Raw genomic sequence first — 24,708 nt, 5'->3', positions numbered from 1 at the left:
CCGGCCCGGTTTTCAGGGCCAGGCGCTTCGGGGAAAGGTGGAAAGGCTAACATGAAAGCGGCTGTCTGCCATTCGTTTTGGGCAATACCGCTTATAAAACCTTGCTATTTACTCAAGCACTGACACGGTGGCAAGAAGCTGTCTGACCCGTTCGGTGCTTTTGCCGGATTCGCCCTGTTCCAGGCGGTGTTCGGCCACTGCCGAGAAGACGGCCTGAATATCGTCCGGCAGTACGTGGTGCCGGCCTTCCATCAGGGCCCATGCCTTGGACGCCCGCAGCAGGCCCAGTCCGGCCCTTGGAGAGAGCCCGTAAAGCAGCCCCGGCATTCTGCGGCTTTGTTCCAGCAGGCGCTGAATATAGTCCAGCAGGGCCGGGCTGGCGGTTATCCGGGTGACGCCTTCCTGAAGGGTTTCCAGGTCGGCCTGTGAGAGCAGGGTGCCGAGCTTTTCGGTCAGCACACGGCGGTCTTCGCCTTCCAGCAGTTCCCGCTCGGCTCTGGGGTCCGGATAGCCCAGGCGCAGGCGCATAAGGAACCGGTCCAGCTGGGATTCGGGCAGGGGGTAGGTGCCACCCTGCTCGATCGGGTTCTGGGTGGCAATCACGAAGAAAGGGTGGGGCAGCGGCCGGGTTTCGCCTTCGATGGATACCTGGCGCTCTTCCATGGCTTCAAGCAGGGCGCTCTGGGTACGTGGTGATGCCCGGTTGATTTCGTCTGCCAGTACCACCTGGGCGAAGATCGGGCCCGGATGGAAAACCAGGCTGCCGGCCTGTTTGTCGTACATGGAGTAGCCAAGCACATCGGCTGGTAGCAGGTCATTGGTAAACTGGATGCGCTGGTAGCTGAGCCCCATCACTTTGGCCAGGGCATGGGAGAGGGTGGTTTTGCCCATGCCGGGAATGTCTTCAATCAATAGGTGACCCCGGGCCAGGAGGCCACAGAGAGCAAGGCGGACCTGTTGATCCTTGCCCAGCAGTATCTGGTTCAGTTCACTGACAACGGTATCGACCAGTTTTCTCATTCCTGGCTCAGTCCCTCACGCGTTTGAGAATATCACCGTAGGCGTCAATCCTGCGGTCTCTCAGATACGGCCAGATGCGACGAACCGATTCACTGCGGTTGCGATCGAGCGTTACAGTCAGAATGCATTCGGAATTGTCATCTGCCCGGGCCAGGAACTCGCCCTGAGGTCCGCAAATGAAACTGTTACCCCAGAACCGGATGCCATCGCTCTGCCCGGAAGGGTCCGGTTCGGTACCAACGCGGTTTGGCGCGACCACAGGCAGGTTGTTGGCCACCGCATGGCCTCGTTGCACGGTTACCCAGGCTTCCAGCTGTCGTGCCTGCTCGTCCGGGTCGTCGGTGACATCCCAGCCGATGGCAGTGGGGTAGATCAGTATCTCGGCGCCGGCCAGGGCCATCAGTCGGGCCGCTTCCGGGTACCACTGGTCCCAGCACACCAGGACGCCCAGCCTGCCAACGGAGGTGTCAATGGGAGTAAAACCACTGTGGCCATCGTTGAACTGCGCGTCACCGGGGGTGAAGTAAAACTTTTCGTAGAAACCGGGGTCATCAGGAATGTGCATTTTCCGGTAAATCCCGGCCATGGAGCCGTCTTTCTCAAACACCACGGCGGTGTTGTGATAGACACCGTTCATCCGCCGTTCAAAGATGGAGCCTACCAGGACAATGCCCAACTCACCGGCCAGATCAGAGAGTCTCTGGCTGGTGGGCCCGGGTATGGATTCCGCCAGTTCGAAAACTGCGGTGTCTTCCGTCTGGCAGAAGTACAGCGTGGCGTGGAGCTCCTGCAGGATGATCAGGTCGGCCCCGTTGGCTGCGGCTTCCCGTACCAGTTTTTCCGTGACCGCCAGGCTGGCGGCCTTATCAGGGCTGCAGGCCTGCTGGATGGCGGCGATGGCGATCTGGCTGCCGGTCAGTTTGGTGCTCATGAAGTAACGACTCCGGCCGGAATCTGCATGGTAACGCAGTGAAGGCTGCCATGCTGACGAATCAGGGCCCGGCAATCAATCGGCACAATGTCACGGGAAGGGAAAATCTCCTTCATGACCGCAATCGCCTCTTCGTCCTGGGCAACCCCGTAGACCGGAAGCAGAACCGCATCGTTGATAATCAGAAAGTTTGCGTAGGTGGCAGGAAGGCGTTCTCCGTCTTCATCTTGGATTGCCTCCGGCCAGGGCAGTGCTGTCAGTTTGTAGGGAGTACCGTCCAGCTGGCGGAATTGCTGCAGCTCTTCCTCCATAGCAGCCAGAGCACTGTAGTGTTCGTCCGCGACATCCGGGCAGGTCACATAGCAGATGTGGTCTGGGGCGCAGAATCTGGCCAGGGTGTCTATATGGCTGTCGGTGTCGTCACCTTCGAGATAACCGTGGTTAAGCCAGAGAATACGAGTAACGCCGAGAACTTCGGCAAGCAACTGCTCGATTGCGGTCCGGTCCACAGAAGGGTTTCGGGTGGGAGTCAGCAGGCACTCGGAGGTGGTTAGCAGGGTACCCAGGCCATCGGACTCGATGGAGCCACCTTCCAGGACAAAGTCGACCTGCTGCATCGGGGTAGCACCGAATACGCCGGCGTTGGCCAGGTGCCGGTTGAGGGCGTCGTCTTTCTCGAAGGGGAACTTCCCGCCCCAAGCGTTGAAGCGGAAATCGAGCAGCGCCGGACCGTCATCGGTTACGATAGTAATGGGGCCATGATCCCGGGCCCAGGTGTCGTTTGCCGGTGCCGGAACGATGTGTACCCGACCCGGAAAGCCGTTTTCTTCAGCATACCGGTTCAGATCCCTGTCAAGTTCCTGCAGGCGGGCAACGAACTCGCAGCTGATCACCAGGTTCTCATAGCGAAGTACGGCCCTGGCGATGTCGAGGAAGACCGGCTCGACCTCATCAAGTATATATGCCCAGTCTGTCCCGGGGTGAGGCCAGGTCAGCATTACGGCACTCTGGGGAGCCCATTCGGCGGGCAATACGCGTCTGGTTGTTGTCACTTCACAGCCACCTTAAATCACAAAAGACGCCATTCTAGCCAGCGGTCGGCTGAACGTCAGGACATGAGCGGGGGAATTCGGGCCTTCGCGGGCCGCTATCAGTTATTCAGCGATTGTGCTTGAGAACGGTATGGATTACCCGATCATTTTCGAAATAAACCACGAAATTCTGGTAGTGCCACTGGCTGATGGGAGGTTGACCAACCGGACCCTGAATCTCCAGGGGGGAGCCCCAGGAAGATCGGACCGAAGCCTGGCTCATGCCGGTGCCAGGAAAATTTGCCTGGTCACGGTCTGCCTGGGCTCCCACCGGGACGCGGATCTCCTCGGCAACTGCCGATGCGGCCGGGAAAAGGGCCAGGGTGGTAGCCAGAGCCAGTGTTCCGAGCAGAATTCTGTTTTTGGTCATTGATCGATCTCCATTAAGACTGTTGTCCACCGAAAATTCGTTCTGGAAGACATGGATAAAGCGTAATATCCGAAAAAGATTAGCAAAAGTCACCCGTTTTTCCCCAGTCTACTCTTTTTGGCGCTGGCGAATCTGCCACCGCATCACATGCCGCGCGATCTGCTGGCGATCGCTGTCATCGATCCGGGTAAACTCGGTGTGGACCCTTGCCCCACCTGAGGAATCGGGGTGTACCTCCAGTACCTGGGCGATAGCCTGAGGCTGGAAAAGCTCTGGCGGAAGTGTCATGCGAACGGCAAGCCAGTCCCCCGGTTGCCAGGCCGGCGTACTGCTGGAGAATGACAGGCCGCCCTCGCTCAGGGTCACATCCTGCCAGTCCTCCGGTTGCAACGGATTTTGCTCAAAGGCCATAATGCGCGCAAGCGTATCCAGCTTGCCGTTCAGGGATTTGATCAGTCCGGTAAGTAGTCGGTCTTTCTCGGCAAGGCTGGCGAGTTGGGACTTCACGTCCTGGTCCAGCCGCCTGAACTCCGCTTTCAGGCTTTCAAGATGGTCTCCGTCAAACGCATCCGTATCCAGGGGTGTACCGGGCGCCAGCTTGCGAATTTCCAGGCCGATCCGGTCTTCAATGCGGAAAAAGTCCCGGCGATCGGGTGAATAATCCGCCGGTTCGCTGGGGGTGTTGGATGGCTGCATCTCGGCTCCGGAAAACAGAATTTTTATTGGTACAGAACAGTTTAGCAGTTTCCCTCGGTGCTGGAAGGTGCCCGGGAAAACCAGACCACGACAGACCCGAAGGTAGCAACAGGCTCCTCTCCATGTTCAGACCCTTATCGTTTTACATAGGCTTGCGGTACACGGCCGCCAAGCGCAGAAATCACTTCATATCCTTTATTTCCCTGACCTCGATGATCGGGCTGATGCTGGGCGTCGCGGTGCTGATTATTGTTCTCTCCGTGATGAATGGCTTCGACCGGGAACTGAAACAGAGAATTCTCGGTATGGTGCCCCACGCCACGATTCAGGGCACCGGCCCCCTGGACGACTGGCAATCCGTGGATGCCCGGGTTGAGGAGCACCCACGCGTGTTGGCAGCCGCGCCCTTTATTCAGGGCCAGGGTATGGTGACTGGCGGTGGCAATGTCCGAGGCGTGATGCTCAATGGCATTCTCCCGGATCAGGAGCGCACCGTTTCAATCATTGAAAATCACATGATTGAAGGCGGGCTCGATGATCTTGTGTCCGGTGAGTTCGGCATTATCATCGGCCGGCTGATGGCGGCCAGTTTGCGCCTTCAGGTGGGTGACAAGGTGACCGTAGTGCTGCCCGAGGCTTCCGTGACACCTGCAGGTGTCCTGCCGAGGCTCAAGCGGTTTACGGTAAAGGGTGTTTTCAGTGTCGGCGCCGAGCTGGATGGGAATTACACCCTGATCCACATGGACGATGCCGCAAAACTTATGCGTACCGGCGGCAAGGCGGAAGGAATCCGCTTGCTGGTGGACGATCTGTTTGCAGCCCCCCGGGTGTCGGAAGACGTCGCGAAGGAACTGCCCGGTCGTTACTACGTGTCCGACTGGACCCGCACCCACGGCAATCTGTTCCAGGCCATCCGCATGGAGAAAACGATGATCGGTCTGCTGCTCATGTTCATTGTCGCCGTGGCTGCGTTCAACATCGTGTCCACTCTGGTGATGGTCGTCACCGACAAAACCGGTGACATAGCCATTCTCAGGACCATGGGGGCGACCCCGGGTCGGATCATGCGGATTTTCATTGTTCAGGGTGCGGTAATCGGTATCTTCGGCACGGTCATAGGAACCTCACTGGGGGTGTTTGGCGCGCTCAATATCAGTGCCTTCATTTCCTGGCTTGAAGGCGCGCTGGGGCACCAGTTTCTCAGTGCCGACGTCTATTTCATCAGTTACCTGCCTTCGCAGCTGCAATGGCGGGACGTTTTCATAATCAGCGGAGCCGGCCTTGCCATGAGCCTTCTGGCAACCATCTACCCGGCCTGGCGGGCTTCGAGAGTGGACCCCGCGGAGGCACTTCGCTATGAGTAAGGAACCATCGACCATGGCGGACTCCCCCCTGGTGATTGACTGTCGGCAGGTGACCCGCACCTACAGTGAGGGGCCCGAAAAGCTGACCATTTTTTCGGATATTTCCCTGGAAGTGGCGCCCGGAGAAACGGTAGCCATTGTCGGTAGCAGTGGCGCCGGAAAAACCACTCTGCTTAACCTGCTTGGCGGGCTGGACAAACCGTCATCGGGTCAGATTTCCATCTGTGGCAAGGATATCCACCGGCTTTCTGAGGCCGGCCGAGCGAGGTTCCGTAATCGTTACCTTGGGTTTGTGTACCAGTTTCATCACTTGTTGCCGGAATTCTCGGCACTGGAAAACGTCATGATGCCTTGCGTATTGGGTGGCATGTCGATCACCGACGCCCGGAAGAAAGCGGATACGATGTTAAGCCGGGTTGGCCTTGCAGAACGACTGGCGCATAAACCGGGTGAACTCTCCGGCGGTGAGCGTCAGCGGGTTGCGATCGCCCGGGCGCTCGTTAACGAGCCGGATTGCGTACTGATGGATGAGCCAACCGGCAATCTTGACGAGCACACGGGTGAAGGGGTCAGGTCGCTGATCGAGTCCCTTCGGGATCAGCTGGGCATTGCTTTTGTCATGGTGACCCATGACATGAAAATGGCCCGGAGTCTGGGGCGGGTATTACGGCTTGAACAGGGCCGGCTGATTCAGGAAGTCTGATCGGCCGCCCGACGACGTTTCCGGCGATTGATTCGCCGTACCTGCCAGTCTGTGCGTATTTTTCGGCGCCACAGGAACTGGATGACCAGGTAGGCGACGCAGGCTGACACGGTCGCAACGATGAGGGATCCGAGATACAGGGGGATTCCGATGTCCATGAGCCGTTCACTGATCCAGGACCATGACAGCTGAAACTCGAAACTGAGAACGGGGCGGCTCAGCACCCAGGCCCCGACTTTATAGTTGAAGTAGAAAATCGGTGGCATGGTTACCGGATTGCTGATCCAGACCAGGACAACCGACAGTGGCAGATTGGCGTTGAACCAGATCGCGAAAAAGGCCGCAGCAAGCATCTGGAAGGGCATGGGTATGAAACAGAACCAGATGCCGACCAGAAAGGCGCGGGCGACACTGTGACGATTGATATGCCAGAGGTTGGGTTCGTGAAGGATATCGCCCAGAAAGCTCAGCGACTGCATCGCTTGCACCTTCTCTGGGGAGGGCAGATAGCGTTTCATGAACTTCTTCGGCATTGGAAGTTCTGCCTTTAGACGGAGTTAAAATCCCGGCACATCGGATGTCGCCGGTGAATGTGACATACAGGAGGACAAGGATTGTCCGGAAGTCTAAATCGCTCGCCGTACCCGCCGGGAAGGCGCGGTGCTGCAGTCCTGGGCGTTATCGCCTTCTCTTGTGGCGTTATCTTACTGTATTGGCTGTCGATACTGCCACCTCCAGAATGGCTGGCAGTGTCCGTACTTCTGCTTGTCTTCTCCCTTTGCCGTCCAACGTCTGCCGTGATCCGTCGGCTGACGGTGTTGGCTCTTGGCTTTCTGCTGGGGCTTTCCTGGGCAGCATGGCATGCTCGGAGCCAGCTCTCGGAAGTGTTGCCACCAGAAGCCGAAGGTGAACGTCTGTCGGTATCCGGTTACCTGTGTGATATTCCGTCACCAGGGAGTTTCGACAGTTTGCGTTTCAGTTTCTGTGTTACCCATTGGCACAACCTTTCCCCCGCTAATGTTCCGGGCACGCGTCCACCCAAGTTGCTGCGACTGGCCTGGTATGGTCACGCCGCAGAGAGGTTGCAAGGCGACCGTTTGCGCCTGGAGGTCAAGCTCAAAAGACCACACGGAAACCTCAACCCGGCAGGCTTCCGGTATGAAAACTGGTTGTTCCGCAAAGGATACCGGGCCACTGGAAGCGTCCGCAGTGTTCAGCCGGATCCTACCGTGAAGTGCTCCCTGCACTGCCAATATCGCCGTGCCCACCTGTCGCTGGTCGACTGGGTACAAAACCGGTTTGGCGGCACCGAACACTTCGCGCTGGTTTCCTCGCTGTTGATTGGTCATCGCGGGTACATGACACAGAAGCACTGGGACGTGCTGAAAGCGACGGGAACCATCCACCTGGTCGCGATCTCGGGTTTGCACCTGGGGCTGGTAGCACTGGGTGCGGGGTTTTTGTGCCGGCGCCTCTTGCTGGCTTGGCCGGCCCGATGCGTGAACGAACTCACGGGGCGCCGGATTGTCTTTGTTTCTGTGGTGGTCTGTTGCACCGCCTACGCCCTTGCGGCCGGTTTTACCGTGCCCACGCGACGGGCACTGGTTATGGTGATCGTGGGCGGCTGGCTGCTTTTGTTGGCGCGCCAGTCTCCGGTCTGGCAACCGTTCCTGGTTGCTCTGGCGGTGGTTTTGCTGCTGGACCCTTTAGCTCCGCTGGACCAGGGATTCTGGTTGTCGTTCGCTGCCGTCGCGGTACTCATCGCTGTGTTATCGGCGCGGCTGGCAGGAGCCGGGTGGTTGGGTAGCCTGTTGCTGGCCCAGATCTCGGTATTTGCCGGTTTATGGCCAGTTCTGGAAGCCTTCGGGCAGGGGCAGCCCCTGTCGGGGTTAGTGGCAAACCTGATTTCGATTCCCTGGGTGTCCCTGGTGGTCATGCCCCTTCTGGTTGCGGGCGGGCTGATTACCGCCGCCATCCCGGATGCGGCGAATCTGTTCGGGCCTGCATTTGATCTGGTACTGGGTCTGCTCTGGAGTTTCCTGGACTGGCTCGCACGCTGGCAGGTGCCCGAAATCGCCGCCAGCGCCGAAGAAATCTCGGCCTTATCGATACTGTTGGTAGTTATGGTGTTTGCGCCATTTACCGGGTTTCGGCTGGTGGCGGTCGTGTCGGCACTTGTGTGGCTGGGCTATTCCCCCTCGTCGATACCGCAGAACCCACGGGTGGCTCAGCCGGAAATCCGGGTCTGGGATGTCGGGCAGGGCTTGTCTGTGCTTGTCCGTCATGGCCGGGAGGTCCTTGTCTACGACACAGGGCCATCTGTGCCCGGGGTGTTTTCAGCCGTTGAATCGACGCTGTTGCCAAATCTGCATGCCGAGGGCATCCAGCGAATCGACACCCTGGTGATAAGCCATGCGGACAGTGATCATTCCGGAGGTGTATCAGAGCTCGCGGAGCAGATCGAAATCGGTCGTGTTGTGGCCGGTGAAACCGGGGCAATGAGAAATGGAATTGCCGATGTGCCCACCGCGCCCTGTGAACGGGTCACTGAAACCCTCGGCGATCTGACCATCGACTACTGGCAGGGGCAGGGTGTTTCCGAAGGCAACGATGCGTCCTGTGTGATCCGGATCTATCATTCCGAATCGGGTACCGAATGGATACTGCCCGGGGATATTACCGACCGCTTGGAGACGCAGTATCTGGCCTATCTTTCGGCCAGCGGGACGTTGCGTCATTCGGGCAGTCGGGTGGTCCTCGCTCCCCATCATGGTAGCAAGACATCCTCTTCTGGAGCGTGGGTTCAGGAGCTTGATCCCGACTGGGTGATCTACACGGCCGGATACCGCCACCGTTACGGTCATCCCCACCCAATGGTAACCGCCCGGTACAGGCGGTCAGGCGCCGCCTCACTGAACACAGCCTGTTCCGGCAGCGTAATGATGACCATTGCCGATAACCGGTTGGCGTTAAAGGAAATGCGGGATGAGACGCCGTTCTGGATCAGCGGCCCGGGGCTGACCCGTGACCAATGTAAAATACCGTGACATTGCAGGTGTGGCCTCCACGGGTAGCTATGCTAAAGTAGCGCGGCTTGCAAACAATCAGGGAGACCAAGCGTGTTCGAGCTGTTGAAAGCCGGTGGCATTCTGATGGTGCCAATTGTTGCGTGTTCCATTCTGGCGCTTGCCATCATCCTGGAACGTTTCTGGACGCTTCGTCCTACCAGGGTTGCACCGCCGCAGACCATTAACGAATTGTGGCGCTGGATCAAGAAAAAAGAACTGAATGGCCGGAAACTGAAAGCCCTGCAGGGATCCTCTCCCCTGGGCCGGATTCTGGCCGGCGGCCTGATCAATGCCAAGCATGGCCGCGAAATCATGAAAGAGAGTATTGAACACGAGGCCAGTCAGGTGATCCATGATCTGGAACGCTTCCTGAATCCGCTGGGCACCGTGGCTACCATCACACCGCTGCTGGGGCTCTTGGGCACGGTCATTGGCATGATCAAGGTGTTCGCCGAGATTCAGCTCGCAGGTGTCGGTAACGCAGGCAACCTGGCCGGTGGTATTTCCGAGGCGCTGATTACCACGGCCGCCGGCCTGAGTGTGGCCATCCCGGCGTTGATCTGTCACCGCTACTTCATCCGCAGGGTAGATGAGCTGGTGGTTGGCATGGAGCAGGAAGCCATCAAGCTGGTTGAGGTTGTGCACGGAGACCGCGAAATCGACGTGGAAGGAGCCTGAACGCCGTGAAGTTCAAGCGCCAGAGAAGCCAGGAAGTCGGGGTTGACCTGACACCACTGATCGATGTGGTGTTCCTGTTGCTGATTTTCTTTATGGTTTCCACAACCTTTACCCGGGAGAGCCACCTGCAAGTGGAACTGCCGGAGGCAAGCGGCGACCCCGCAGAGGCCTCGGAGGTCAAGCAGATTGACGTGGTAATAAATGCCGAAGGGCAGTACATCCTGAACGACCGTACGCTGGTCAATAACCGCCGTGAAACTTTGGAGCGGGGCGTGCGTGAGCTGGCGGAAGGTGACAGCTCGATGCCGTTTATTATCACGGCGGATGCCCGCACCCCCCACGAATTTGTGGTTCGTGCCATGGACGTCGCCGGCCGCCTCGGGTTTGCCAAGCTGAGCATTACCACGGAGCGGGAGGCTGAAAGTCAGTGAGGGTAACCGAGCCTTTGCCTGATCCATCTGAAGTGACGCCGGCCGGTAGCTGGGAAACCTACAAACGTCTGCTCGCCTACGTGAGACCTTTCATGCTGGCGTTCTCCCTGGCTGTTCTGGGCAACATTATCTACGCCGCGGCATCAACCGGTATGGCGGCTGCCATGGAATACGTGATTGCGGCCATTGAGAACCCCACCGAACAGAACCGCCTGATGCTTACCCTGGTCATCGTCGGGGTTTTTTCGTTCAGGGGGCTCGGCACCTTTCTGAGCCAGTATTTCATCAGCTATGTTGGCCGCCAGGTGATCAATGCGCTGCGCAATGATGTGTTCAATCGCCTGATGACACTGCCTTCCCGGTACTTTGATGACAACGCGGCCGGGCGTCTGGTCTCCAAACTCACCTTTAATGTGGAGCAGGTGGCGGAAGCCACCACCAACGCTGTCACCATTACCCTCCGGGAAGGTCTGACCATCATCGGCCTGCTGGGCTACATGTTTTACACCAACTGGAAACTCACGCTGATTTTCCTTGCCGTCGGCCCGCTTATTGGCGCGGTCGTGAGCTATGCCAGCAAGCGTTTCCGCAAAATCAGTCAGCGGATTCAGGGTTCCATGGGCGACATCACCCATGTGGCATCGGAGTCTATTTCCGGATACCGGGTCGTCCGTACTTTTGGTGGTGAAGACTACGAGCGCGAGCGTTTTCAAGAGGTTAATAATAAAAACCTCAAGCAAAGTCTCAAGATGGCCTCGACCCAGGCGATCAGTGTCCCGGTCATACAGGTGATGGTGGCCATCGCCATTGCCGGGCTGGTCTGGATGATGCTGGCCCCGGAAATCCGGGGTGAAATGACAACCGGTCAGCTCGTGGCTTTCATCACGGCAGCCACCACCATGGCCAAACCCATCCGGCAGGTGACATCTGTCCACGCCAAGATACAGAAAGGTGTGGCGGCGGCTTACGATGTGTTCGAAACCATTGATGAGCCACCGGAGCAGGACCCGGGTACCTATTCTCCGGGTCGAGTCGAAGGTGAGATCGAGTTTGATGAGGTGTCTTTTCGCTATCGGGACCAGCTCGACAACGTACTGGAAGGTATTTCACTGAAGATTCCTGCGGGGCAGAGCGTCGCGCTGGTCGGCCGCTCCGGAAGCGGCAAATCCACCCTGGTGAGTCTGTTGCCGAGGTTCTATGAATTTACCGGAGGTGATATCCGAATTGACGGTCATTCGCTGCGGGAGTTTTCGCTGAAGGCCTTGCGGGCCCAGATAGCGCTGGTTACCCAAAGCGTGGTGCTGTTCAATGACACCATTGCCGCCAATATCGCCTATGGCGCCCTCAGGCAGTGTAGTCGCGAGGAAATTCGTGAAGCCGCGGACAAGGCCCATGCCCTGGAGTTCATTGACAGGATGCCCGAAGGCCTCGACACCATGATTGGTGATAACGGCGTGATGCTCTCCGGGGGCCAGCGCCAGAGGCTCGCTATCGCTCGGGCATTGCTCAAGAATGCGCCTGTGCTGATCCTGGATGAGGCAACCTCTGCTCTGGATACGGAATCCGAGCGCCACATTCAGGATGCCCTTGAAACCGTCATGCGGGGACGCACGACGCTGGTGATCGCGCATCGGTTGTCGACGATCGAAAAGGCAGACCGGATACTGGTGATGGAAAACGGTCGTATTGCTGAATCCGGCCGCCATGAGGAACTTCTTGCCGCCGGTGGCGCCTACGCTCAATTGCATCAGATGCAGTTCACCGAGCAGTCATGAGTTCACTGGTCGATCGTCTCTGGTACGGCAGCCATCGTCCTCTGGGATTTCTCGCCCCGCTTTCCTGGCTGTATAGAAGTATTTCAGAAGCACGACGCCGTGCTGCGTGGGAAGCCCGTGACGCCTCGCTGCCGGTTCCGGTTGTGGTTGTGGGCAACATCACCTCTGGCGGCACCGGTAAATCGCCCCTGACCGCTTGGCTTGTTTCCCAGTTGGTCACCGCGGGCTGGCGGCCGGTGATTCTCAGTCGTGGCTATGGCGGCAAATCGGACAGATATCCAGTTGAAGTAAACGCCGAGACAAATCCCTGTGAGGCCGGTGATGAGCCGGTAATGCTGGCGCGCGGTACTGGCTGCCCGGTTGTTGTGGATCCGGAGCGCAGGCGTGGGGCCGGATACGCCCTGGAGAAAAACCTCGGGGATCTGCTGATATGCGACGATGGTCTCCAGCACTACAAGCTGCCCAGGGATGTGGAGTTGTCGGTGTTTGATGGCAAGCGGGGTATTGGAAATGGTGCCCTGATACCGGTCGGGCCTTTGCGGGAACCGGTCTCCCGACTCGCCTCTGTGGATTTTGTTATTGTTAATGGTACGGACTATTCCGATCAGCCCATGGAGAGTTTTGACGGTATTGAGCACCCGGAGATGTATTCGATGGTGCTTGAGCCGGGGACCCTGGTTCATGTCAGGACCGGGAAAACCCGTTCTGTTTCTGATCTTGAAGGACAAGCCGTAAGGGCAGTGGCCGGAATCGGCAACCCGTCCCGTTTTTTCGATACACTCAGGGCATTGGGTGCCGTGGTTTCCGAGACGGCGTTTCCTGATCATCACCGGTTTCGCCCGGCCGATCTGAATCCGAGCGGCGATGGCATGATCGTAATGACCGCGAAAGACGCGGTAAAGTGCCGTGATTTCGCCCCTGACAATGCCTGGAGCCTGACGGTTGAGGCCAGGTTGCCAGACCGTTTCCGGGACGCTTTTCTGGCCCGGGTTCGCCAGTGCTCCGAACAGTTAACTTCTTGATATCGAGTGAGTAAGCACCATGGATAAAAAATTATTGGCGATGCTGGCCTGTCCGGTCTGCAAGGGAGATCTGAAACTTAATGATGCCCGAACCGAGCTGGTTTGCTATCAGGATGCCATGGCCTTTCCGATCCGGGAGGGGATTCCGGTGATGCTGGCCAGTGAGGCCCGGACTCTCTCTACCGACGAGCGCCTGCACAAGCGCTAAAGTCAAAGGTCATCAGGATAGCTACATCATGTCTTTTACCGTTGTGATTCCGGCCCGATATGCCTCCACCCGCCTTCCCGGGAAGCCGCTGGCGGATGTCTCCGGAAAGCCCATGATTCAGCATGTCTGTGAGCGTGCCGGCGAAAGCCGGGCAGATCGGGTTGTTGTCGCCACAGATGATGAGCGTATCCGGAGCGTCTGCGAGGGCTTCGGTGCTGAAGTGGTCATGACATCGCCAAACCATGCCAGCGGTACCGACCGGCTGGAAGAAGTAGCACGGGCGCTCGGTTTTGAGCCGGACCATCGTGTCGTTAACGTGCAGGGTGATGAGCCCCTGATTCCGCCAGAGCTGATCAACCAGGTTGCGGACAATCTGGAGCTCTACCCGGAAGCCGCAATTGCGACCCTGTGCGAGCGCATCCACGACCCGGAGCAGGTTTTTAATCCCAACGTCGTCAAGGTGGTGTTTGATCATCAGGGCATGGCCCATTATTTCAGCCGCGCGCCGATACCCTGGGCCCGGGACCATTGGCAGGGTGGTACACCGTTAACCGGTATCGACGTTTCCATGCCTGATAACATCGGTTATTTCCGGCACATCGGCATCTACGGGTATCGGGTCTCGGTACTCGGGCAATTTGTCAGTTGGTCGCCCGCGCCCACGGAGATCACCGAGTCTCTTGAACAACTGCGAGCCCTGTATAACGGTGCCCGGATCCACGTGGATGTGGCGTCGGTGAAACCGCCCGCCGGCGTGGACACCGAAAGCGATCTGCAACGGGTGAGGCAATGGCTGGAAAGGAGGAACAACGACAATGGCTGATCCGGTAAGGGTACTATTCGTTTGTTTGGGCAATATCTGTCGCTCGCCCAGTGCCGAGGGCGTCTTTCGTACCCTGGTTGAGCAGGCCGGCATGGCTGAACAGGTAGAGATTGATTCCTGTGGTACCGGCCACTGGCACATCGGAAAAAGCCCGGATGCCCGGGCCCAGGAAGCGGCGCAACGGCGTGGCATTGATATCAGCGGCTTGCGGGCACGCCAATTCAGCCCCGAGGATCTGGACCGTTTCGACTACGTGCTGGTAATGGACCACCAGAACCTCGCGGACATCCGGGATGTCTGGCACCAGAACGGTGGCACCCGCCCGGCGTTGTTCCTGGAGTATGGTAGCTCCTTACAGGATGAAGTGCCGGATCCCTACTATGGTGGCGCAGACGGCTTCGAGGTGGTTCTCGATCTGATCCATGAAGCCGGGGAAGGTTTGCTGGCCGACATCCGGGGGCGTCTGGCTTGAGACAGAAGCCGGAGATCCGGGAGAACGTTGAGCTTGGGGCGCTGAACACGCTTCATGTGCCCGCCCTGGCCAGTTTCTATGTGGAAGTTGAAAGTGCCTCCGAATTGGCCACGGCATTGGACTGGGCAGCAAGTGGACAGCACGAGCCCCTGATTCTCGGCGGTGGAAGCAATCTGGTGTTTGCCCGTGATTTCCAGGGGCTGGTTATTCGTATGGCCATTCGGGCGCGCCGCTGGGAGCGGGTGGTTGATCATCGGGCCACGCTGGTTCTGGGAGCCGGAGAAAACTGGCACGAAGCGGTTCTGTATGCTGCCAGAGCCGGTTATCGCGGTATTGAAAACCTGGCGCTGATTCCGGGAACCGCAGGTGCTGCCCCGGTCCAGAATATCGGCGCCTATGGGGTTGAACTGTGCGACTGTCTGGAATCGGTAAGGGCACTGGATCGCATCACCGGTGAGCTGGTTATTCTCGACAACGCCGAGTGCCGTTTCGCCTATCGCGATAGCCTGTTCAAGCACAACCCCGGTCGTTTCGTGATTACCGAAATCCGTCTGGGTCTGTCACGTAACAAGCCTCTGACGCTCGGATATCGAGATCTTCAGGAATACCTGGGTGATACCCCGGAATCTGAGCTGACTCCTCTGGAAGTAGCCGAGGCGGTTATGGCAATCCGGAGGCGAAAGCTTCCAGACCCGGCCATCATCCCTAACGCCGGCAGCTTCTTCAAGAATCCGGTGGTGGTTACGGCGCAGTTCGAAGCGCTCAGAACCCGCCACCCGGATATTGTCGGTTACCCTCAGGAGCACGGCGTTAAACTGGCGGCGGCCTGGCTGATTGACCAGTGCGGTTGGAAAGGTTTCCGGAATGCCCGGGTGGGGGTTCACAACCGGCAGGCACTGGTGCTGATCAATCATTCCGGAGGAAGTGGCAGCGACATCCTGGCGCTGGCGGAGGAGATCCGGGAATCCGTTGAGAAGCGGTTCGGAGTTGTTCTGGAAATGGAACCCGGCATTGTTGCCGGGCCCGAGAGCCCCTGACGGCACCCGATCAGGAGCGCCGCCAAAGGTTCAGCCCGCCGCCTGGCGGGCCGGGATTAAAGCCCTTTTCGGGGAGACGCATTCACCAGGAAAGGTAGCGCCTCAGCCACTGGAATATCCTGTTTTTCCTCATCCCGGCGGCCCTTGTACTCGAGGGTGCCCGCCGCAAGGCCACGTTCTGAAACCACGAACCGGTGCGGGATACCAATCAGTTCCATATCGGCGAACTTCACGCCCGGTCGCTCGTTCCGGTCATCCAGCAGTACATCGTAGCCCGCCTGACGCAGCTGCTCGTAAAGTTTTTCACCAGCTTCGGCCACGGTGGGCGATTTGTGGGCATTGAGAGTCACGATGGCAACCTGGAATGGTGCAATGGCGTCTGGCCAGATGATGCCCTTTTCGTCATGGTTCTGTTCAATGGAAGCGGCAACAATCCGGGATACGCCGATACCATAGCAACCCATTTCCAGAATTGCGCTCTTGCCATTCTCATCCAGAACGGTGGCGTTCATGGCAGTACTGTATTTATTACCCAGTTTGAAGATGTGACCAACTTCGATGCCCCGGCGGATTTCCAGCGTGCCCTTGCCATCCGGGCTCGGATCGCCTTCTACCACGTTGCGCAGGTCTTCCACCCGGTCCAGCGGGGCATCTCTTTCCCAGTTGACTCCGGTCAGGTGGAATCCGTCACGGTTGGCACCGCAGACAAAGTCCGCCAGATGAGCGGCGCTACGATCGACAATCACCGGTACCTCCAGCTTGACCGGGCCGATAGAGCCCGCCTTGCAGCCAATTGCCTTTTCGATTTCCTCATCCGTGGCCATGGTCAGAGGCTCAGCTACGCCTGCCAGGTTCTCGGCCTTGATCTCGTTCAGGGTATGGTCGCCCCTAAGGATCAGCGCCACCAACCCGGAGTGCCCGTCTTCATCGGCTTCGGCTTTGACCAGAAGTGTTTTGACGGTGCGTGTAGCATCAATGTTCAGGAAGGCCGATATTGCCTCAATGGTTCTCTGGTCGGGAGTGGCAATTTCCTTCAATTCTTCTGCGGGCGCCGGACGTTCGCCCGCGGGTGCCACTGCCTCTGCCTTCTCAATGTTGGCGGCGTAGTCGCTGTCGGTGCTGAAGACGATGTCGTCTTCCCCGGAGGAGGCAAGCACATGGAATTCATGGGAGGCACTACCGCCAATGGCACCTGAATCAGCCTGTACCGGGCGATAATCCAGCCCAAGGCGGTCAAAGATTGCGCAGTAGGTGCGATGCATCAGCTGGTAGGTTTCATTCAGGGATTCAGCATTGATACCAAAGGAGTAAGCGTCCTTCATAATGAATTCCCGGGCCCGCATCACGCCGAATCGGGGGCGGCGCTCATCCCGGAACTTGGTCTGGATCTGATAGAAATTGGCCGGCAGTTCCTTGTAGCTACTCAGCTCGTTGCGGATCAGGTCGGTAATGACCTCTTCGTGGGTCGGGCCAAAACAGAAGTCCCTGCCGTGACGGTCATTCATCCGCAGCAGTTCGTCACCGTACTGGGTCCAGCGGCCGGATTCCTGCCACAGTTCTGCGGGCTGAACAGCCGGCATCAGAACTTCCTGGGCACCGCTCTTGTCCATTTCTTCACGAACAATCCGTTCAACCTTGCGAAGGGTCCGCAGCCCCATCGGCAACCAGGTGTATAACCCGGCAGCCAGTTTGCGGATCATGCCGGCACGCAACATCAACTGATGGCTGATGATTTCTGCATCGGCGGGGGTCTCTTTCTGGGTGGCAATCAGGTAACGGCTTGCTCGCATCGTATCTTCCGTTTGTCAAAAATCTGAAATGTTAGACTAATGGACAGTCGGCGGTTGGCCCGCCGCAGCCTTAATTTGTCGTAAAGTGGTCGTTATTGTACGGAGCCTGTTGCACAAGGTACAGATGATGACAGACGAATCAGTTGATGTTGCCCCGCGGCGTCGGCCGGTCCAGGCCCGCAGCCGCGAACGGGTCGATACCATCCTCAGTCATGCCGCTGCGATTTTTCACGAGGTGGGCGTGGATGCTGCCAGCATGTCTGCCATTGCCCGCCAGTCGGGCATGTCCCTGGCTTCCCTGTATCGGTATTTCCCCAACAAGGCGGCCATCGTTCATGCCATCGCTGAACAGCATGTCGAGAAGATGGAAAGGGCCCTGCGGGAGCGGCTTCAGCAGCTGGGCCTGATCGATGCGGTGGACGTTCTGATTGACGAGTTTTACAGGTTCTACCGCACCGAACCAGCCTATTCGGCGATCTGGAGTGGGGTGGAGGCCATGCCGGAGCTGCGGGACCTGGACCTGAGAGAGCTCTACAGCAACGCCAGAGACCTGGACGCGCGGCTGAAAGAGGAGTGCCCGCAGATTCCCGATGACCGTCGCTGGACCGCAAGCCTGCTTCTACCGAGGTCCGCCGGGACGATTTTGCGCCTTGCTGTGACACTTCCCGAAGATCAGGCCCGGCAGCTGGTGGAAGAGCTCAAGTGCATGGCCCGGGCCTACGTTCGCGAGCTGGTGTCCTGATTCAGGACAGATAGCCCAGGGGCAGGGCGGTACTGTCTATTACCCGTCGAAGCACAAAGCTTGAATGCACACCACTGACCCCCGGAATACGGGTGATCCGGTTAAGCAGGAAATGGTGGTAGTGATCCATATCCGGAACCACAACCTTGAGCATGTAATCGGCATCCTGGCCGGTGATCAGGTAGCACTCCTGAACTTCCGGATACTCGGCGACCTGTTCTTCAAAAGCCGCAAAGCGTTCAGGCGTGTGGCGGTCCATACCGATCAGGATGATCGCCGTCAGCGACAGGCCGAGCTTCTTGTGGTCCAGAATCGTGACTGTCCTGACGATTATGCCCGCACCCTCAAGGGCCCGGACCCGGCGAAGGCAGGGAGAGGGCGATAGCCCAACCTTTTCCGCAAGTTCCTGGTTGGTCAGGGAGCCGTCGTTCTGGATCTGATCGAGAATTCGCCGGTCGATATTGTCAATTTTGATGAGGTTTTTCTGGTTAATCGCCATAAAATTCCAAGATTAAGCCGTTGTTAGCAATCAGTGAGTCAGAAATTACGCTTTCCAACCAAACTTCGCAATCAAATTTCGGCTTTCTCGCGTTAACCTGTACGTATTGAAAATTTCACCCCCGAAACCGCAAGGAATCACACGCATGGCTTTCGATCATCGCAAATACGTTGCGTTCAAACCTGTTGCCAAAACCGATCGTCGCTGGCCCGACAAGGTCATCGAGAAAGCACCAACCTGGTGTGCGGTAGACCTCCGGGACGGCAATCAGGCGCTGGTCAAGCCTATGACAGTTGCCCAGAAACAGCGGATGTTCGATTTGCTGGTCAAGCTGGGCTTCAAGGAAATTGAAATTGGGTTTCCGGCCGCAAGTCAGCCGGACTTTGATTTCTGCCGCAAGCTCATCGAAGAAAACCGTATTCCCGAGGATGTGAAAATCCAGGTGTTAACCCAGGCCCGGCCGGAATTGATCGAGCGGACATACGAAGCGCTCGCTGGCGCCCGTAAGGCCATCGTGCATGTCTACAATTCCACATCCACCGTCCAGCGGGAGCAGGTGTTCGGACTGGACCGTGATGGTATCCGAGAGATTGCGGTGAGCGGTGCGAAGGTGGTCAGGGACATGGCAGCACGCCATCCGGAAACGGAGTGGACGTTCCAGTATTCCCCGGAAAGCTTCACCGGAACCGAGCTGGATTTTGCTGCCGAAGTGATTGACGCGGTGAGCGACGTCTGGCGCCCGGACCAGGGCCAGCCGATGATCATCAACCTTCCCGCGACCGTTGAAATGGCAACGCCGAACGTGTTTGCCGACCAGATTGAATGGATCTGCGACAACATCAAGCGGCGTGAGCACATCAGTATCAGTGTGCATACCCACAACGACCGTGGCTGCGCGGTGGCGGCCGCCGAACTCGCGGTCATGGCCGGTGCCGACCGGGTTGAGGGAACCCTGATGGGTAACGGGGAGCGGACGGGTAATATGGACCTGGTCACCATGGCCATGAATCTCTATTCCCAGGGCATTGACCCCACTCTGGATCTGTCCGGAATGGCGGCGATCAGCGAGGTTGTCGAAGCCTGTACCGAAATCTCGACCCATCCCCGCCACCCCTATGCCGGCGAGCTGGTATTCACCGCCTTCTCGGGCAGTCACCAGGATGCCATTCGCAAGTGCCTGGCGCGCAGGAAGGAAGGAGAGGCCTGGAATGTCGCCTATCTGCCTATTGATCCGTTCGATGTTGGTCGCCGCTACGAAGAAGTTGTGCGCATTAACAGCCAGTCTGGCAAGGGCGGTGTCGCCTATGTGCTGGAACGGGATTACAACATCAGCCTGCCACGCTGGCTGCAGATCGAATTCAGCAAAGTGGTACAAAGAGAAGCGGAAACCAACGGTGGTGAGATCGATTCACTGACCATTCACAGGCTGTTCGAGGACCGGTACCTGAAGGTTCATGCGGACTGGGTATTGAGATCCTACGATCTGCACCGCGACGAAGAAGGCGTTCGCGCCGAAGTCTCAGTTGGCAGTGAGTCTGCGCCGGTTCGCCTTGAAGGTCGTGGTCTGGGGGCTGTGGAAGCGGTGTCGGAAGCCCTGGAAAGTCGGTTCGGCATCTCGATTGCCGTTGAAGCCTATGACGAGTTTGCCCTGGGCGAAGGTACCAATGCCAATGCCCTGGCCTGTATCCGGCTGACTGCCAATGGCAAGCATTGCAGTGCGGCGGCATTGGCTGAAGACACCACTTCGGCGACGCTGCAAGCCTTGTTCTCGGCCGTGGCGCAGGCGGTGGGAACTGAAATGCCGGAGTCGGCGAGGGAAGCTGAGGTCGCGGGCGCCTGAGCGGACCGGTTCCAAAAATGGCACAAGCCGGCACGAATGCCGGCTTGTTGATTTTCCGATGCCCGTGAGGGGCAAAGGACGGAACGCTCCCCCTCAGACCGGGGTTACGTTTTCCGCCTGGGGACCTTTCGGACCCTGTGTAACGGTGAACTGTACCTGCTGGCCTTCGGTCAGGGTACGGAAGCCGCTTGAGTTAATTGCGCTGTAGTGAACAAACACGTCAGTGCCACCGTCCTGAGCGATGAAGCCAAAGCCTTTGGACTCGTTAAACCACTTAACGTGGCCAGTTTTAGTATCGGACATTGATCTTTCCTGTCTTTCTGTAATTTGCCCTCACGGGACCTTCAAATTCCATGTGGAACTGGTGCTGAGAAATCCAGAGAGTACTGAGGAAAGGGGCAACGAAGAGCACTTCGGCAGGACGTTGAAACGCATTCACCAAATACCGCTGTTTTTTCACAGCAATTTCAGTATAGACCGAGATTGGAGAGCGTCAACGAAATTTTTTAACCTTACAAACAGGTTTTAATGCGCATAAAAACAACGGGTTGTGGTTCAGAACATAAAAAACCGCCGTCCCCGGTTTGACCGGGGACGGGTATCGTTTGCCAGTAAGTTCGCTAGTGGCGGAATTGCTCGCTGATTTCCTCTAGTATGGCCGGATCGTCGATGGTGCTGGGAACGGCGTACTCCTCACCATCGGCAATCTGCCGGATCACCCGCCGCAGAATCTTGCCAGAGCGGGTTTTCGGCAGGCGATCAACCACCAGGGCCCGGCGGAAGCAGGCTATGGCGCCAATCTTGTCACGCACCATTTCTACCAGTTCGTCCTCCAACTCATCATGGTCTATCGTCGCGCCATCCTTGATGAGAACCAGGCCGATGGGGATCTGCCCCTTCATGTCATCGTGGGCACCCACCACGCAGCATTCCGCGATGGCCGGATGGGACGCCACCACTTCTTCCATCTCGCCGGTTGAAAGGCGGTGGCCGGCGACGTTGATCACATCATCCGTACGCCCCATGATGAACACATAGCCATCGTCATCGATAAAGCCGCCGTCACCAGAACTGTAAAATCCGGAAATGGGTTCCAGATAGGTTTTACGGAAGCGTTCGTCGTCGCCCCACACCGTCATCATGCAGCCCGGTGGCAGTGGTAACTTCACGGCAATCTGCCCCTGTTCGCCCGCTGGCATCTGGCTGCCATTCCGGTCCACCACCTGAACGTTGTAACCGGGTGAGGGCACGGTCGCGGAGCCCGGCTTGGTGGCCATCATTTCGATGCCGACCGGATTGCAGCATATAGCCCAGCCGGTCTCGGTCTGCCACCAGTGATCGAGAACCGGCAGGCCGGTATGTTCCTTAAGCCATTCGTACGTTGCCGGATCCAGCCGTTCGCCGGCCAGGAACAGGCGTTTCAGTGAGCTGATGTTGTAACGGGACAGCTGGTCCGCTTCGGGGTCTTCCTTGCGAACCGCCCGGAATGCCGTCGGGGCGGTGAACAGCATGTTGACCTTATGATCCTGAACCACTCGCCAGAAAGCGCCGGCATCGGGTGTTTTTACCGGTTTTCCTTCATAGAGAATGCTGGTGCAGCCCGCAAAAAGCGGAGCATAGACAATATAGCTGTGGCCTACGACCCAGCCTACGTCCGAGGCGGCCCAGTAAACGTCGCCGGGCTTGGCGTCATACACCAGATTCATACTGTAGTTCAGCGCAACGGCATGGCCGCCATTGTCCCGGACCACGCCTTTCGGCTTGCCGGTGGTGCCGGAGGTATAGAGGATATAGAGCGGATCGGTTGACTTGACGGGCACCGGGGCAGCCGGTTCCGCGGCCGCCATCAGTTCGTTCCAGTCGAAGTCACGGCCCTGGATCAAATCGGCCTTTGCCTGGGGGCGCTGGTAAACAATGCAGGTTTCAGGTTTGTGGCTGGCCTGGTCGATGGCCTTGTTTACCAGCGGCTTGTATTCGATGACACGGCTCACTTCGATACCGCAGGATGCGGTGATAACCGCTTCGGGTTTGGCGTCATCAATACGAACCGCCAATTCATGGGCAGCAAAACCGCCGAACACCACCGAGTGAATCGCCCCGATGCGAGCGCAGCCCAGCATGGCAATAACGGCTTCGGGAATCATCGGCATATAGATAATCACCCGGTCGCCTTTGGTGATGCCACGACCCTTGAGGACACCGGCGAAGCGAGCCACTTCGTCGGTGAGTTCGCTATAGGTATAGGAGCGCTTGGTGTTGGTGACCGGTGAGTCGTAGATCAGTGCTTTCTGATCGCCCCGGCCGGCCCGAATGTTGGCATCCAACGCCACGTCACAGGTGTTCAGTGTGCCATCGGGGAACCACTGCCCGTGGCCATTGTCGGTCGGCTGCCAGATGGTTTTCGGCGGTTCGATCCAGTCTATTTTTTCCGCCTGTTCACGCCAGAAGTCGTCCGGGTTGTCTATTGAACGCCGGAATTCTGAGTGATAGTCCATATATTCCACCTCATCGTGCCTGTTGTTGTTTTAATACGTTTCCTGACAACTTTAGGCCGTTTGAAATCATGGACTAGTAGACCATTGGCTTAGTCTGGCGGGATTATGGGCCTGTTTCTTTCTCAGTTTTGACCGATGTCACCTTTGCCGTCAGCTCGCCCGTGGCAACCCGGGCAGAAATGGTCTCCCCGGCACTGACCGCAGACGCTTCCCGAACGATCTTGCCATCACCATCCCGCACGATGGCATAACCCCGGCCCAGAGTCGCCAGAGGACTCACGACATTGAGAGTCTGTGCCGCGTGTTCCAGACTTTCCCGGCGGTGTCTGAGGCTCTGTTGCATTACCGAGAGCATTCGCTCCGTTATGCGTTTCACCGTGTCCTGGCTTTGTGCAAGTTGTCGGCGAGGCGACTGCATAACCAGCCTCTGGTGCAGGTGGTCGTTCCTGACACTTACCGTGCTCAGGCGCTGCCGGATCGCCTTTTCAAGCCTCAGCTCCAGCTCATCCATACGCTGGGCCTTTTCAAGCAACTCCCGCCTCGGATCCCGCAGTCGCGCGGTCAGGTGCCCGAGCTGGGTGCTGAGGCGCTTCAGGGCAAGCCCTATGGCATTGGAGAACCGGAATTCCCGTTCCCGCAATTGCTTGAGCCAGTCGGACTGATCCGGTGAGATCTTTTCGGCGGCGGCCGAGGGCGTCGGGGCCCGCAGATCGGCGACGAAGTCGGCAATGGTGACATCCACTTCGTGACCAACCGCGCTGACGGTGGGGATTGTGCAGGCCGCAATGGCCCGGGCCACCGCTTCTTCGTTGAAGCACCAGAGGTCTTCCAGAGAGCCACCACCCCGGCCGATAATCAGTACATCGACAACGCCATGGGTCTGGGCCCGTTCAATGGCGCTGACAATTTCGGCGGTTGCTGCCTTGCCCTGAACGGCGGTTGGATAAAGTGTAACCGGAATGGCCGGGCAGCGACGTGCCAGCACAGTGAGGATGTCGTGAATGGCGGCACCGGTCGGCGAGGTAACCACGCCAATGTGTTTTGGCAGTGAAGGCAGCGGTTTTTTCCGGGCGTTATCGAACAGGCCTTCGGCGAGGAGTTTGCGTTTGAGCTCCTCAAAGGCCTGCTGCAGTGCGCCGAGGCCGGCCGGCTCAATATGCTCGACGATAATCTGGAAGTCGCCCCGGTTCTCGTAGAGCGTTACTTTGCCACGGATGCGTACTTGGTCGCCTTCTTTCGGCAGAGTTCGGATTCGCTGGTTCAAGCCGCGGAACATGGCGCAACGGACCTGGCATTTGCGGTCCTTCAGGGAAAAGTACCAGTGCCCGGAGGAGGGACGTGAAAATCCCGACAGTTCACCTTCCACCCACACCTGCATGAAACTGGATTCCAGCAGGTGCCTGGCCTGATGGTTAAGTTCGCTGACACTGAGTGCCCGGGGGCGGGTGTCCTGGAGGGAGGATGTCACCGGTCTGACTCCGTCGTTATCCATACGCAATAGCCGAAAAGTGGGAGGGTAAAAATAGCGAAATTTCAAAAAGATGCAATCGAAGGTTAAAAACGGCGCGGTTTACTGTCCCCGAGAGCCCCTTTATAATAGATCGATTAAGGATTTTGCTTTGTTGTACCGCCGCGGGTACAGCACGGAAATTC

General features: G+C 57.9%; 24 protein-coding genes. 13 read left to right on the top strand and 11 right to left on the bottom strand.

Annotated elements, in window-relative coordinates:
- Positions 1–108: 108 nt before the first annotated feature.
- From CLH62_RS02330 to CLH62_RS02310, 5 genes are all read right to left on the bottom strand, one after another.
- Positions 109–1,020 carry an AAA family ATPase gene (locus CLH62_RS02330; RefSeq protein ID WP_099616535.1) on the bottom strand — a complete coding sequence of 304 codons (912 nt, stop codon included), beginning with the start codon at positions 1,018–1,020 and terminating at the stop codon, positions 109–111.
- Positions 1,021–1,027: 7 nt separating this feature from the next.
- The gene (locus CLH62_RS02325) at positions 1,028–1,951 is read right to left on the bottom strand and encodes a carbon-nitrogen hydrolase (RefSeq protein ID WP_099616534.1); all 924 of its coding nucleotides are present in this window, start codon (positions 1,949–1,951) and stop codon (positions 1,028–1,030) included.
- A complete protein-coding gene (locus CLH62_RS02320; RefSeq protein WP_228152750.1) occupies positions 1,948–3,003 on the bottom strand; it encodes an agmatine deiminase family protein in 1,056 nt (351 codons plus the stop codon). The genes CLH62_RS02325 and CLH62_RS02320 overlap by 4 nt, the downstream gene beginning before the upstream one ends.
- A gap of 106 nt (positions 3,004–3,109) precedes the next feature.
- The gene (locus CLH62_RS02315) at positions 3,110–3,412 is read right to left on the bottom strand and encodes a hypothetical protein (RefSeq protein WP_099616532.1); all 303 of its coding nucleotides are present in this window, start codon (positions 3,410–3,412) and stop codon (positions 3,110–3,112) included.
- Positions 3,413–3,520: 108 nt separating this feature from the next.
- A complete protein-coding gene (locus CLH62_RS02310; RefSeq protein WP_099616531.1) occupies positions 3,521–4,108 on the bottom strand; it encodes a PilZ domain-containing protein in 588 nt (195 codons plus the stop codon).
- 122 nt (positions 4,109–4,230) lie between these two features.
- On the opposite strand from CLH62_RS02310, the gene CLH62_RS02305 reads away from it, so the two are divergent.
- The gene (locus CLH62_RS02305) at positions 4,231–5,472 is read left to right on the top strand and encodes a lipoprotein-releasing ABC transporter permease subunit (RefSeq protein ID WP_099616530.1); all 1,242 of its coding nucleotides are present in this window, start codon (positions 4,231–4,233) and stop codon (positions 5,470–5,472) included.
- Positions 5,473–5,485: 13 nt separating this feature from the next.
- The gene (gene lolD / locus CLH62_RS02300; RefSeq protein ID WP_099616529.1) at positions 5,486–6,175 is read left to right on the top strand and encodes a lipoprotein-releasing ABC transporter ATP-binding protein LolD; all 690 of its coding nucleotides are present in this window, start codon (positions 5,486–5,488) and stop codon (positions 6,173–6,175) included.
- Here the strand turns inward: lolD and CLH62_RS02295 are convergent.
- A complete protein-coding gene (locus CLH62_RS02295; protein ID WP_099616528.1) occupies positions 6,163–6,708 on the bottom strand; it encodes a DUF2062 domain-containing protein in 546 nt (181 codons plus the stop codon). The genes lolD and CLH62_RS02295 overlap by 13 nt on opposite strands.
- A gap of 81 nt (positions 6,709–6,789) precedes the next feature.
- On the opposite strand from CLH62_RS02295, the gene CLH62_RS02290 reads away from it, so the two are divergent.
- The 9 genes from CLH62_RS02290 (at position 6,790) to murB (ending at position 15,689) form a co-directional block, all read left to right on the top strand.
- Positions 6,790–9,222: a DNA internalization-related competence protein ComEC/Rec2 gene (locus CLH62_RS02290; protein WP_099616527.1), complete on the top strand. Its 2,433-nt coding sequence runs from the start codon at positions 6,790–6,792 to the stop codon at positions 9,220–9,222.
- 72 nt (positions 9,223–9,294) lie between these two features.
- Positions 9,295–9,921 (top strand): MotA/TolQ/ExbB proton channel family protein, encoded by a 627-nt coding sequence (locus CLH62_RS02285; RefSeq protein ID WP_099616526.1) that lies wholly within the window; start codon positions 9,295–9,297, stop codon positions 9,919–9,921.
- Between the two features lie 5 nt (positions 9,922–9,926).
- Positions 9,927–10,352, top strand: a complete 426-nt coding sequence (locus tag CLH62_RS02280) for an ExbD/TolR family protein (protein ID WP_099616525.1) — start codon at positions 9,927–9,929, stop codon at positions 10,350–10,352.
- Between the two features lie 92 nt (positions 10,353–10,444).
- Positions 10,445–12,127 (top strand): lipid A export permease/ATP-binding protein MsbA, encoded by a 1,683-nt coding sequence (gene msbA / locus CLH62_RS02275; RefSeq protein ID WP_407657770.1) that lies wholly within the window; start codon positions 10,445–10,447, stop codon positions 12,125–12,127.
- Complete coding sequence (lpxK, locus tag CLH62_RS02270; protein ID WP_099616523.1) at positions 12,124–13,149, top strand: tetraacyldisaccharide 4'-kinase; 1,026 nt, start codon at positions 12,124–12,126, stop codon at positions 13,147–13,149. Before msbA ends, lpxK begins: the two co-directional genes overlap by 4 nt.
- 19 nt (positions 13,150–13,168) lie before the next feature.
- Positions 13,169–13,357 carry a Trm112 family protein gene (locus CLH62_RS02265; RefSeq protein ID WP_099616522.1) on the top strand — a complete coding sequence of 63 codons (189 nt, stop codon included), beginning with the start codon at positions 13,169–13,171 and terminating at the stop codon, positions 13,355–13,357.
- A 28-nt stretch (positions 13,358–13,385) separates the two neighbouring features.
- Positions 13,386–14,180 carry a 3-deoxy-manno-octulosonate cytidylyltransferase gene (gene kdsB / locus CLH62_RS02260; RefSeq protein ID WP_099616521.1) on the top strand — a complete coding sequence of 265 codons (795 nt, stop codon included), beginning with the start codon at positions 13,386–13,388 and terminating at the stop codon, positions 14,178–14,180.
- Entirely contained in the window at positions 14,173–14,652 is a 480-nt protein-coding gene (locus tag CLH62_RS02255; protein WP_099616520.1) for a low molecular weight protein-tyrosine-phosphatase, read from the top strand. The genes kdsB and CLH62_RS02255 overlap by 8 nt, the downstream gene beginning before the upstream one ends.
- Positions 14,649–15,689: a UDP-N-acetylmuramate dehydrogenase gene (murB, locus tag CLH62_RS02250; protein ID WP_099616519.1), complete on the top strand. Its 1,041-nt coding sequence runs from the start codon at positions 14,649–14,651 to the stop codon at positions 15,687–15,689. The genes CLH62_RS02255 and murB overlap by 4 nt, the downstream gene beginning before the upstream one ends.
- A gap of 56 nt (positions 15,690–15,745) precedes the next feature.
- Here the strand turns inward: murB and CLH62_RS02245 are convergent, their stop codons facing one another.
- Entirely contained in the window at positions 15,746–17,479 is a 1,734-nt protein-coding gene (locus CLH62_RS02245) for a proline--tRNA ligase (protein WP_099616518.1), read from the bottom strand.
- 127 nt (positions 17,480–17,606) lie between these two features.
- Between CLH62_RS02245 and CLH62_RS02240 the strand changes: the two genes are divergently transcribed.
- Complete coding sequence (locus tag CLH62_RS02240) at positions 17,607–18,221, top strand: TetR/AcrR family transcriptional regulator (RefSeq protein WP_099617597.1); 615 nt, start codon at positions 17,607–17,609, stop codon at positions 18,219–18,221.
- Position 18,222: 1 nt separating this feature from the next.
- On the opposite strand, the gene CLH62_RS02235 is transcribed toward CLH62_RS02240, so the two are convergent.
- Complete coding sequence (locus CLH62_RS02235; RefSeq protein WP_099616517.1) at positions 18,223–18,720, bottom strand: Lrp/AsnC family transcriptional regulator; 498 nt, start codon at positions 18,718–18,720, stop codon at positions 18,223–18,225.
- Positions 18,721–18,865: 145 nt separating this feature from the next.
- Between CLH62_RS02235 and leuA the strand changes: the two genes are divergently transcribed.
- Positions 18,866–20,560 carry a 2-isopropylmalate synthase gene (gene leuA / locus CLH62_RS02230; protein WP_099616516.1) on the top strand — a complete coding sequence of 565 codons (1,695 nt, stop codon included), beginning with the start codon at positions 18,866–18,868 and terminating at the stop codon, positions 20,558–20,560.
- Between the two features lie 93 nt (positions 20,561–20,653).
- Here leuA and CLH62_RS02225 read toward each other — a convergent pair whose 3' ends face one another.
- The 3 genes from CLH62_RS02225 to xseA form a co-directional block, all read right to left on the bottom strand.
- Positions 20,654–20,863, bottom strand: a complete 210-nt coding sequence (locus CLH62_RS02225; protein WP_099616515.1) for a cold-shock protein — start codon at positions 20,861–20,863, stop codon at positions 20,654–20,656.
- 317 nt (positions 20,864–21,180) lie between these two features.
- Positions 21,181–23,055 (bottom strand): propionyl-CoA synthetase, encoded by a 1,875-nt coding sequence (locus CLH62_RS02220; protein ID WP_099617596.1) that lies wholly within the window; start codon positions 23,053–23,055, stop codon positions 21,181–21,183.
- Positions 23,056–23,158: 103 nt separating this feature from the next.
- On the bottom strand, positions 23,159–24,547 hold the full coding sequence (xseA, locus tag CLH62_RS02215; protein WP_099616514.1) for an exodeoxyribonuclease VII large subunit: 1,389 nt from the start codon (positions 24,545–24,547) through the stop codon (positions 23,159–23,161).
- Positions 24,548–24,708: the final 161 nt, after the last annotated feature.

This window comes from Marinobacter guineae (assembly GCF_002744735.1).
In the GTDB taxonomy this organism is placed as follows: domain Bacteria; phylum Pseudomonadota; class Gammaproteobacteria; order Pseudomonadales; family Oleiphilaceae; genus Marinobacter; species Marinobacter guineae.
The sequence above is the reverse complement of the archived record's forward strand: the minus strand, read 5'-3'. Positions and strand labels throughout refer to the sequence as shown.